We start from the raw sequence: 11382 nt of genomic DNA on the forward strand, positions 1-11382 counted from the left end.
ATCTACCTTTCTGATTATGAACACCTCATTTATACATTGTTATGAGGTATATTCTACACTATATTTTTGTCTGTTTGGGACATAATCAAAAACGGTATAATAAGACATTATCATAAATGAATCATAAATTTTATAATTTAAATAATATTGCTTTGCAAATATATATTTTAGTGATATAATTTTATTGAGAGTAAATATGAATTATGGCTAAGAGAAATGAGAGCCACACTAACAAGTCTGTTTAACGATAGATTTATTAAGTGTGGTTTTTTGTGCTTAAATTTTCTGCGTTCTAATAATTGAATGAAATCAAAAAAGACTTAAAATAAATATAAAAGATTTATAGGGGGTTGGGGTTATGAAAGTAGAAAATTTTAAGATTAAGGATAAAGGTGACTTAGAGATATTTGTATACAAATGGTTACCAGATGAGAATATACAAGTTAAAGGGGTAGTTCAGATAGCCCATGGGATGGCAGAAACGGCAGCTAGGTACGAAGGATTTGCAAGGGCTTTAACAAATGAAGGGTTTATTGTTTATGCTAATGACCATAGAGGACATGGTAAAACCTCAGGTCAAATTTCCAAATTAGGAGACTTAGGTGAAGATGGCTTTAACTCAATGGTGGAAAATATGCATCAATTAAATGAAAGAATTAAAGAAGAAAATCACAATTTACCTATATTTTTATTTGGTCATAGTATGGGATCATTCTTAACACAAAGATATATTTGTTTATACGGAGGTGGCTTAAAGGGTGCAATTGTTTCAGGATCTTGTGGCAAGCAGGGAATTACTGTAGATATTGCAAGACTTATAGCAAAGAGAGAGATCAAGAAAATTGGAAGAGCTGGCAAAAGTAATAAATTAGATGAATTATCTTTTGGAAGTTACAATAATTCTTTTAAACCAAATAGAACAGCCTTTGATTGGTTAAGTAGGGATAAGAAACAAGTGGATAAATATATAGATGATCCTTTCTGCGGAACGGTTTTTACAGCAGGATTTTTTTATGATTTTCTAGGTGGACTTAAGAGTATAGCTGACCCAAGGGAAATTGAAAATGTTCCTAAAGATTTACCTATTTATATATTCTCAGGAGATAAAGATCCCGTAGGAAAGAATGGTAAGGGTGTTCTAAAATTGGTTAAGACCTATAAAGAGCATGGAATGGTGGATTTAACTTATAAGCTTTATAAAGATGGAAGACATGAGATGCTTAATGAGATTAATAGGGAAGAAGTAATTGCAGATGTAATAAAATGGCTTAATACGTCTTTGAAATAAGGGGGCAACGTTCACAAGTAATCGTGAAATAAGCGGGGACAGTTAACAATTAATTGAAACATTCCAACTAAAATTGAAAGAATTTACTTGGAAAACAAAAACATATATGCTATTATATAAATAAGCTAATGTTTATGCACTAAACATACGTTAAGGAGAGGGTTATGACAAATAGAGAGCAAGAAATTTTAGAATTAATTAGGAACAATCCTATGATTTCTCAAAAGGAACTGGCTGATTCCTTAAGAATTACAAGGTCGTCAGTGGCAGTTCACATTAGTAATTTGCTAAAAAAAGGATATGTAGTAGGTAAAGGTTACATCTTATGTGAACAGCCATATATAAGTATTGTTGGTGGAACTAATGTTGATATTCAAGGTTTTCCGAATAATGATTTAATATTAAAGGACTCTAACCCTGGAGAAGTAAAGATTTCATTTGGTGGTGTAGGAAGAAATATTGGCGAAAACCTAGTGAAATTAGGCGTAGAAACAAAGCTTATTAGCGCAGTTGGTGATGATGTATATGGAAGAAAAATATTAGAAGAGTCAAGAATGATTAACCTTAATATGGAAGATTCTCTTGTTTTAAGGCAGCATGCTACTTCCACCTATTTATCAATACTAGATGGTACTGGTGACATGATGGTAGCTATAGCCTATATGGATATTATTGATAAGGTTAGTGTGGATTTTATTAAAAATAAGAAGAATATAATAGAAAATTCAAAGCTTTGCATTATTGATACAAATATTCCAGAGGAAACTATTGAATATATTTTAACTAATTATAAGGACGTAGATTTTTTCTTAGATACAGTATCTACAACTAAGGCAAAAAAGGTAAAGGATTTCATTGGTTGTTTCCATACTATTAAACCCAATAAGCTTGAAGCTGAAATATTATCGGGAATTAAAATAAACAATGAAAACGATTTAAAAAATGCAGCAAAGTATTTTTTAGAAAAAGGAGTTAAAAGAGTGTTTATAAGCCTAGGTGAAGAGGGTATGTATTATGATGATGGTGTTACTTCCAATCATATAATAAGCCCGAAGGTGCAGATAATTAATGCAACAGGAGCAGGTGATGCTTGCTTGGCAGCTCTAGCTTATAGTCATTTCAATGATTTTGAAATAGGGCTTAGTGCACGATTTTCTATGAGCGCTGGAATACTAGCATTATCTCATGAAAATACTATTAACCCTAACATGTCCGTAGAAAATATAAATAAGAAGATGAAGGAGATTGAATTATGTTAATGAATTATTTAGATATTAAACCAGAGGTTGCTAAGGCATTAAAGGAAGGGCGCGCAGTGGTGGCTTTAGAATCTACTATTATATCTCATGGTATGCCATATCCAAGAAATGTTGAGACTGCACTTAAGGTGGAAGAAATAATAAGAGAAAATGGAGCAATGCCAGCTACTATTGCAATTCTTAATGGAAGACTAAAGGTGGGTTTAACTAGAGAAGAAATAGAAACACTTGGAAGCGGTAAAAATGTAATTAAAACTAGTAGACGAGATATTCCATTTATAATAGCAAATAAGGCAGATGGAGCAACTACAGTAGCATCAACAATGATAATTGCTGCACTTGCAGGAGTTAAGGTTTTTGCTACAGGGGGTATTGGTGGAGTTCATAGAGGAGCACAAGAGACTTTTGATATTTCAGCAGATCTTCAAGAACTCGCACATACTAATGTAGCTGTAATTTGTGCAGGAGCAAAATCTATACTAGATATAGGACTCACTTTAGAGTATCTAGAAACTCAAGGTGTTCCAGTAGTTGGATTTGGTACAAATGAACTTCCTGCTTTCTATACTAGAAAGAGTGGTTTCCTCGTTGATTATCGCGTAGATTCAGCGGATATGGTTGCAACAGCTTTAAAAGCAAAATGGGATTTAGGACTAAATGGAGGCATGGTTATAGCTAATCCAATTCCAGAGCAGTATGAGATGGATTATGATGCTATAACAAATGCTATAACTAGTGCATTAAAAGAGTTAAAGGAAAAAGGAATTAAAGGAAAAGAAAGTACACCATTCTTACTTGGAAAAGTTAAAGAAATTACTGGTGGGGCAAGTCTCGATTCAAATATTGAATTAGTGTATAATAATGCTAAAGTTGGAGCACAAATAGCTGTGGAACTTGCAAAGCTTGGGTAAATAGTAGTTTATTAGCTTCTTATTGCAAGTCACTGGGTGGAAAGTTTCTATCCACTTATTATTACTAGGCGATGTTAGATAATATTCAAAATATAGGAATATAAAAATTGACTTATCTATTTAAGATAAGTCAATTTTTAAAGTATTATTGCATAGGATAATCCTAAAGCGTTATTATTTCTTCTGGTATTTCTATGAACAATGAGAACAATTCAACATCAATGCTGCCATTGAAATCTTTTTCTACTGGTTTAATCAGGCACACTCGACTTTTAAAGCCATTACTGCCAAGTTCCTTATCTGATTTAAAAAGCATCGTGGATGAAGAATTTTTATATGCTGGTCTTTCATCCAAATATTCTTTGGAGTAAAAATTAAGTTGCACACCATCCTCGGTTTCATATTCAAGCATTGCTAAGTCCATTCCTTTTGGACAAATCTCTTCAAGACAAGCCAGATATTGTTCTTTTGTCTGCTTAATCTGTTCTTTTGGTAAAGAGTGCATCCGCTCATCCTCAAAATAATGGTTTGCTTCTTCCCAAATATCATAGCCATTAATCCTGTCAATATAAAAAATGCGGTTTTTCTTTTCAATGGAGTCATAGAAATAAGACTTGTTACCTTTTTCTATTTCACCAAATTCCAGGTGTATTGGCTGGTTTATTGGTACCTGCCTAAACTCATTACTAACTTTTAAAGTAATATCTAATCTCTTTGACAAATCTATTGCAGGAAAATCTTCGCTTTTTTTCTGCTCATAAGCGGCTATAACTATATTATCTAAATCAACTTCATTCCAATTTGTTGTAACCATTCCATTTTCGATAAAATGTTGCAGTTGCATATACCCTTCACAATTCATATCACACATAGGACTTGCACTTGAAGAAGAAAATGTCATCTTTTGGTTTTGAATCATTATTTCAGATATATAGATATAAAAGGAACTCAATTTTTCGCTAATGTTATTAATCATTTCATCTCGGTTTGAGGTATACTCTGTTCTCTGGTCTGAATCTATTCCTTCATCAAGATGGTAAGACAATTGATACATCACCCATAATACATTCCTGTGTTCTTCGGAAGTTATAGAAATTAAATGAACATCAACTCCCCTAATTTTCACTATTCTATTGATGAGAATTTCTTTGTTAGGTAAAAGCATATTCTATCCCCTCCATTAAATATACATAATATTGATTTTACGTTTCTACGAGCATATGCTAATCGTAACATGAATTGCAAATAAATTCACTTTATAAAAGAGGTACGTATATTCTATTTGTGCCAATAAATTGAATTATAAAATAATTCCTATCCATTAATACGGAAAACCTTTGCAAAAACACAGGATTCGATATAAAATATAATTAACAGCATATAATAAATTCATCCACTTATATGTTAAACAACCCATTTGAAAATGTGGTTAAAATAATTTAAATGGAGTGGTGTTATAATGAACAACATTTTAGAAATTATTAAAAATGGGACCCTAACTTATGAGCAAAAGGTACTAACTCTTGCACGAGCTGCGGAAGATAGTATAGATGTTTTAAATATTGAAAAAGATACTCAAAAACTTAGAGGTGAGGGAATAATCTGTGACCTATTTGAAGGACATGCACCTTATAGGCCTAGGTATATAGTGCCTAATTACGAGAAATTCATGAAAAGTGGAAGTGAGTTTTTAGGACTAAAGCCACCTTCGGATATTTGGGAGGCTACAAATAGTTTATTAATATTATATAATCATGTACCATCAATTTCTTCATTCCCAGTATATATAGGAAATATTGATTATCTTTTGGAACCCTTTGTGGTTAATGAGGAAGAAGCTTTTCATGCTATAAAATTATTTTTAACACATATAGATAGAACTATAACAGATTCATTTTGCCATGCAAATATAGGACCAAAAGATACTAAAGCGGGAAGATTAATATTAAGGGCAGAAAGAGAACTACAAAATGCAATTCCTAACTTAACTTTAAAATACAGCACAGAAGATACCTCAGATGAGTTTGCTATTGATGCAATTAACACCGCACTAATAACTGCAAAACCAAGCTTTGCTAACCATGAGATGTTTTCAAGGGAGTTTGATAACAACTACGCTATAGCTAGTTGTTATAATGGATTAACAATAGGTGGGGGAAGTTATACACTATCTAGATTAAATTTGGCGACTCTTTCTAAAAAAGCAAAAGACCAAGATGAATTTATAAATATTATATTGCCGGATGCAGTAGAGAAAATGGCTGGGTATATGAAGGAAAGAATTAGATTCTTAGTAGAGGAAAGCGGATTTTTTGAAACTAATTTCCTGGTAAAAGAAGGATTAATTTATAAAGATAACTTCACGGCTATGTTTGGTATGTTTGGACTAGCTGAATGTGTGAATTACTTTATTGACGCATCTAAACTAGAAAATAGATTTGGACATGGCGAAATAGCCAATAAATTAGGTTATAAGATTATTGAAAAGCTAGAAACTGAGGTTAATAAACATAATGACCCTCATTGCAGTATATCTAAAGGGAAATATTTATTACATGCTCAAGTGGGTATTGATTCTGATATGGGGATAAGCCCAGGGTGTAGGATTCCTATTGGAGATGAACCTGACCTTCCAAGGCATTTAGTGGAAGCAGCTAAATTCCATAAGTTTTTTCCTTCAGGAATTGGTGATATATTTAATTTTGATAGTACAGTTAAAAGTAATCCGGAGTATGTTCTAGATATTATCAAAGGCGCTTTTAAAAAGCAAATGAGATATTTTTCAGCATATTCTACAGATTGTGATGTAATAAGAATTACGGGATACCTTGTAAAAAGATCAGAAATTGAAAAGCTACAAAAGGGACAGCAGGTTCTGCAGGATACAGTAGCACTCGGACTTGGAGCAGTTTTGAATCAAAAGGTATTAGATCGAAAGATAAGAAAAAATGATTAAGGGACTAGTTAATCGAATTATTCCCTTTAGCTCCGTGGATGGACCAGGGAATAGAACTGCTATATTTTTGCAAGGATGTAATTTTAACTGCTCTTATTGTCATAATCCAGAGACTATAAATGTTTGTAATAGCTGCGGGGAATGTTTGAGTGCTTGCAATTATACTGCACTAGAATTTAAGGCTCCTAATGTAGTATGGGATAAAACAGTTTGCAGTAAATGTGATGAATGTTTGAAGGCTTGCAAAAGAAACAGTTCGCCTAAAGCACAAAGCATGACTGTAGAAGAAGTTGTGGGGGAAATAGAGAAGAATAAATTTTTCATCTCTGGAATTACTGTCTCAGGTGGCGAGTGCACCCTACAAAGCGAGTTTTTAACAAACCTATTTAGAGAAGTTAAAAAGATGGGGTTAACATGTTTTGTGGATACTAATGGTTCGGTACCACTATGGGAACATAAAGAGCTAGTGGATGTTATGGATATGGCAATGGTAGATATAAAATCCTATAATAATGAGGAACATAAGAAACTTACAGGTATGGGAAACGCTACTGTCATAGAAAATGTAAAATATTTAGCTAAGTTAAATAAAATATTTGAAATTAGAACTGTTATTGTTCCGGAAGTTTTAGATAATTTTAATAATGTAGATAAAATCAGCAAGCTTATTGCAACCTTAAATCCAGATATAAGATACAAACTTATAAAATATAGGCCAATTGGCGTTCGACTTGCAAAGATAAACAGTTACACACCTAAGGATGAGATTATGAAGGAATTAGGAGATATAGCGACGCACAATGGGTGTAGAAATATAGTTGTAGTATAGTTATATTAGGCAATTTAATAAATAACAAGTTAGTCTGTTAATTCCAATGTATTGCTAAAAAAACTCACAAAATGTGAGTTTTTTTTAGTTTGTGGATTTATTGTAAGTTGTATGATAATATAGTATAATATGGTATCTAATGATGTATTTTAGTGGATATTAAATTTACAAAATGAAAGAAGGGAATTTTAGTGAGTGAAGTTAAAAAACTTAAAACAAGAGACGAAATTGATAGTATGCATAAGTGGAAAGTTGAAAAGATGTATAAGAATTCTGTGGCGTGGGAAGAAGATTTTGAAATACTAAAATCTAAAGCACCAAATATGCAAAGGTTTTCAGGAAAACTGGGCAGGGCTGAAGATTTATTAAGCTTTTTAGAAAGCAATGTAGAAATTCTAAGACTTTTAGATAAATTGCTTGTATATGCACATTTAAGAGGGGACGAGGATACAGCTAAGGCGGAGTTCCAAATTCTTAAAAATAAGATTGATGCTTATGAAGCAGAAGCGTCTAGTATCACAGCATTTTTTATTCCTGAATTATTATCATTACCAGAGGGAGCTGTAGATGAGGCAATTTGTAAGCTTCCAGAACTTAAAATATATGAATTTTATTTAAAAGATATTTTAAGTCAAAAACCTCATACATTAAGTGCAGAAGGGGAAAAGATTTTGGCCTCTGCTCGCGATTGTTTAAATGCACCAGAAAATATATTTGGAATGTTGACTGATGCAGATATGACATTTCCAAGTATAAAAGATGAAAAAGGTAATGAGGTTGAATTAACTGAAGGAAATTATAGTACTTTTATAAAATCAAAGGATAGAAGAGTAAGAAAAGATGCCTTTGAAGCATTATTTGGAACTTATAGTGGATTTAAAAATACTTTAACAACATCTTTAACATCTTCAATAAAGAATTTTATATTTAATGCAAAAACAAGAAATTATGACTGTGCATTAGAAAGTTCTTTAAAGCCCAATAATATTCCAGTAGAGGTCTATCATAATGTGGTGGATACTATAAATAATAATTTATCTTCACTTCATAAATATGTAAGCCTTAAAAAGAAACTGTTAGGGCTTGATGAAATTCATATGTATGATTTATATGTGCCAATAGTTGATGCGAAGGAAGATCATATTGAGTATGAAGATGCTGTTAAAATTGTATTAGATGGTATTAGACCACTAGGTCAAGAGTATTTAAGTATATTTAAAGAAGGAATTAGTGAAGGCTGGGTAGACATATTTCAAAACAAAGGTAAATGTGGAGGGGCATATTCCGGGGGCTGCTATGACAGTATGCCATACGTACTTTTAAATTATAATTACCAATTAAATGATGTATCTACTCTTGCTCATGAAATGGGACACTCTATTCATTCTTATTATTCAAGGAAGACTCAACCATATATATATTCTGAATATGTGTTATTCTGTGCAGAAGTTGCATCTACAACTAATGAATGCCTATTAATAGATTATTTAATTAAAAATGAGACAGATAAGAAGAGAAGATTGTTTTTAATAAATGAGCAATTAGAAGGAATAAGAACTACAGTGTTTAGACAATGTATGTTTGCAGAGTTTGAAAAAATAACCCATGAAAACATTGAAGGAGGAAACCCACTATCTCCCGAGGATTTATGTAAAATCTATCATGATTTAAACCAAAAATATTTTGGAGCAGAAATGGTGGTAGATGAGGGTATAGATATGGAATGGTCGAGAATACCTCACTTCTATAGCGATTTCTATGTATATCAATATACTACAGGTTTTGCAGCAGCTAATTCTTTCAGTAAAATGATAGTTGAAGAGGGCGAAAGCGCTGTAGAAAGATACAAAGATTTCTTAAAAAGTGGTGGAAGTGACTATCCAATAAATATTCTTAAAAAAGCAGGGGTAGATATGTCAACTCCAAAACCTTTGGAAGATACTATAAGAAGATTTGATGAATTATTAGAGATGTTGGAAAAAGAGATATAAGAGAAGTGTAAAAGTTCTCCTACGTGCCTTGCAAAAAGAACTCGAAACTGGAAATTCCATTAAGAAATTCTAATCTTTTGCAAATATAAAGTTTCCTAGCGCTCACACTCAGCGTCCTGCTTCGGGTTCGCTAGCCTGCACTTCCTGTGCAGGCTCACGGAAACTTTATATTCGCAAAAGAAGAAATTCTAAATGGAATTTCAATAGTTTTTTCGTTTCTTATTGCAAGTCACTTGGGAGAAATTCCATACTTACTGTTTATCTACTATTTTAAGCGTACTGCTGGCAGACATAAGAATAACGAAAAAAACACAGAAATTATTCTGTGCTTTTTTCGTTACTAATATTTTCAATGCATTAGACCGTTAGGAAAAGTATATATTATGTAAATTACATATGAGCGAGCTTTAGTAATTCTTAACTAATTTTAATGAAAGATACGTTAAGAAAATTACATGTTTGAGCGATAGCGAGTTTGTAATTTTTAGTATCTTTCATTAAAATTTGTTTAGAATTACTTAGCGTAGCGAATTGAAATTGTAATAATATATACTTTTCTGTTTTTATTTCTTTTTCTTAATATACCAATATACAGGCAATCCAATTAAAGTTATGGCAAGTCCTATAAGTGCGTTTAAAGTATCAGTCATAATCGTACTTACTAGGATATATATACCTCCGATAATTCCAATGAGTGGGATTATTGGATATAGTGGTACTTTATAAGGTCTATCTAAATCTTTATGTTTTGTTCTTAATATAAAGATACCAGCTACTGCCATGGTGAAGAAAATCCATAAAACAAAGGTTACAAGGTTAGTTAATTTATCAAAGGAACCGCTAAAGACATATAAACAAGCAATTACGACTTCGAAAACAAAAGCGTTTAATGGAGTTTGATATTTTTCATTAACTTTTCCTATGAATTTATCAAAAGGTAAAAGTTTATCCTGCGCCATGGCAAAAGGTATTCTAACTCCTGTCATTAGGTAACCATTTAATGTTCCAAAAATTGAAATTAATATACCTGCAGTGATAAATAATGAACCGGATTTTCCGAATAAAACTGTTGCAGCATCAGAAGCTACTTTATTGGAACTTATAACAGCTGTTATAGGAACTATGTTTATAATTGCTAAATTAAATAGTACATACACTATTATAATGACTACTAACCCAAAAATTATTGATTTTGGTATGTCTTTTTTAGGGTTTTTAAGCTCTCCGGCTATATTACCTACACCTACCCAGCCATCATAAGCCCATAGTGTTCCAAGCATAGCAGCTCCAAAACCCGCACCAGCGGCTGCATTACCTACAGGCAAAGAAAAACTGTGAGCTGTTCCTTTTATAAGGCCTAAAGCAATAATAATAAAAATTGGAATTAATTTTGCAATAGTTGCAACAAACTGAATTTTACTACCAAGTTTTGTTGATATAACGTTTGCAGTTGTAATAATAAATAACATTAATATTGCAAATAGTTTTTGTTGTAGTGAATTCATAGGTACAAAATTAGTTGCTTGAGTTGCCAGGACTATTGCAAGCGCAGCAGCTGCCCCAGGTACATAAATAACAGTTTGTACCCAACCAAATAAAAATGCGACTTTTTCTCCATAAAGTTCTTTAAGATATATAAATACACCACCAGTTTTTGGAATAGCTGCTGCTATTTCAGCTATAGTAAGAGCGGAAGCCATAGTTATAATACCACCTGCTACCCAAGCAAGTATTCCCAGGGTTGGAGAGCCCGCATTTTTAAAGACAATGGAAGGTTTAAAGAAAATTCCTGAACCTATAACCATACCTATAACTAGGGTAATGGCTTCTAGTAAACCGATTTCTTTCTTTAGTGTTCTTGGTGAATTATTGATAGAATTTAGTTTTTTTGATGTTTCCAAAATAAATCATCCTCTCTTTTGTTAGCCTTGGAGTAATAGAAAATTGTTATTAATTAAAGACTTCAGAAGAGTATTAATTAGTATGCTAGGCTTGTCTTCAAAAAAGTCATTAAAATATATAGAGTACTCACGGAAACTAATAAATAAAACTTGAATTTGTATTGAGTTGTATAGAACTATAAAATTTATGATATTAGAGCGGTTTGTAATAAAAACAGGCATAGCAAACAAGCCTGCACGGTGCAAG

At 32.2% G+C, this 11382-nt stretch carries 8 protein-coding genes; 6 read left to right on the top strand and 2 right to left on the bottom strand.

Annotated features, from left to right (window positions below):
* The first annotated feature begins 358 nt into the window (after positions 1-358).
* From Ctaglu_RS23475 to Ctaglu_RS23485, 3 genes are all read left to right on the top strand, one after another.
* On the top strand, positions 359-1288 hold the full coding sequence (locus Ctaglu_RS23475; protein WP_125006315.1) for an alpha/beta hydrolase: 930 nt from the start codon (positions 359-361) through the stop codon (positions 1286-1288).
* A 164-nt stretch (positions 1289-1452) separates the two neighbouring features.
* Positions 1453-2547, top strand: a complete 1095-nt coding sequence (locus tag Ctaglu_RS23480; protein WP_125006317.1) for a PfkB family carbohydrate kinase — start codon at positions 1453-1455, stop codon at positions 2545-2547.
* Complete coding sequence (locus Ctaglu_RS23485; RefSeq protein WP_125006319.1) at positions 2541-3458, top strand: pseudouridine-5'-phosphate glycosidase; 918 nt, start codon at positions 2541-2543, stop codon at positions 3456-3458. Before Ctaglu_RS23480 ends, Ctaglu_RS23485 begins: the two co-directional genes overlap by 7 nt.
* Positions 3459-3621: 163 nt before the next feature.
* Here Ctaglu_RS23485 and Ctaglu_RS23490 read toward each other — a convergent pair whose 3' ends face one another.
* Positions 3622-4623: a hypothetical protein gene (locus tag Ctaglu_RS23490; RefSeq protein WP_125006321.1), complete on the bottom strand. Its 1002-nt coding sequence runs from the start codon at positions 4621-4623 to the stop codon at positions 3622-3624.
* Positions 4624-4917: 294 nt separating this feature from the next.
* Between Ctaglu_RS23490 and Ctaglu_RS23495 the strand changes: the two genes are divergently transcribed.
* The 3 genes from Ctaglu_RS23495 to pepF all read left to right on the top strand — a co-directional run bounded on the left by Ctaglu_RS23495 (position 4918) and on the right by pepF (position 9234).
* Positions 4918-6414, top strand: coding sequence for a YjjI family glycine radical enzyme (locus tag Ctaglu_RS23495; protein WP_125006323.1), 1497 nt, complete (start codon positions 4918-4920; stop codon positions 6412-6414).
* Positions 6407-7243: a YjjW family glycine radical enzyme activase gene (locus tag Ctaglu_RS23500; RefSeq protein ID WP_125006325.1), complete on the top strand. Its 837-nt coding sequence runs from the start codon at positions 6407-6409 to the stop codon at positions 7241-7243. Before Ctaglu_RS23495 ends, Ctaglu_RS23500 begins: the two co-directional genes overlap by 8 nt.
* Before the next feature lie 191 nt (positions 7244-7434).
* Positions 7435-9234, top strand: coding sequence for an oligoendopeptidase F (pepF, locus tag Ctaglu_RS23505; protein WP_125006327.1), 1800 nt, complete (start codon positions 7435-7437; stop codon positions 9232-9234).
* A 563-nt stretch (positions 9235-9797) separates the two neighbouring features.
* Here pepF and Ctaglu_RS23510 read toward each other — a convergent pair.
* Positions 9798-11135, bottom strand: coding sequence for an APC family permease (locus Ctaglu_RS23510; RefSeq protein WP_125006329.1), 1338 nt, complete (start codon positions 11133-11135; stop codon positions 9798-9800).
* Between the last annotated feature and the right edge of the window lie 247 nt (positions 11136-11382).

It is taken from the genome of Clostridium tagluense (assembly GCF_003865095.1).
Taxonomy (GTDB): Bacteria; Bacillota; Clostridia; order Clostridiales; family Clostridiaceae; genus Clostridium_AD; species Clostridium_AD tagluense.

Excerpts from the sequence above, each read along its gene's own strand:
- Ctaglu_RS23490 (WP_125006321.1), bottom strand. The coding sequence starts at position 4,623 with ATGCTTTTACCTAACAAAGAAATTCTCATCAATAGAATAGTGAAAATT.
- Ctaglu_RS23480 (WP_125006317.1), top strand. The coding sequence starts at position 1,453 with ATGACAAATAGAGAGCAAGAAATTTTAGAATTAATTAGGAACAATCCT.
- Ctaglu_RS23485 (WP_125006319.1), top strand. The coding sequence starts at position 2,541 with ATGTTAATGAATTATTTAGATATTAAACCAGAGGTTGCTAAGGCATTA.
- Ctaglu_RS23475 (WP_125006315.1), top strand. The coding sequence starts at position 359 with ATGAAAGTAGAAAATTTTAAGATTAAGGATAAAGGTGACTTAGAGATA.
- Ctaglu_RS23495 (WP_125006323.1), top strand. The coding sequence starts at position 4,918 with ATGAACAACATTTTAGAAATTATTAAAAATGGGACCCTAACTTATGAG.
- Ctaglu_RS23500 (WP_125006325.1), top strand. The coding sequence starts at position 6,407 with ATGATTAAGGGACTAGTTAATCGAATTATTCCCTTTAGCTCCGTGGAT.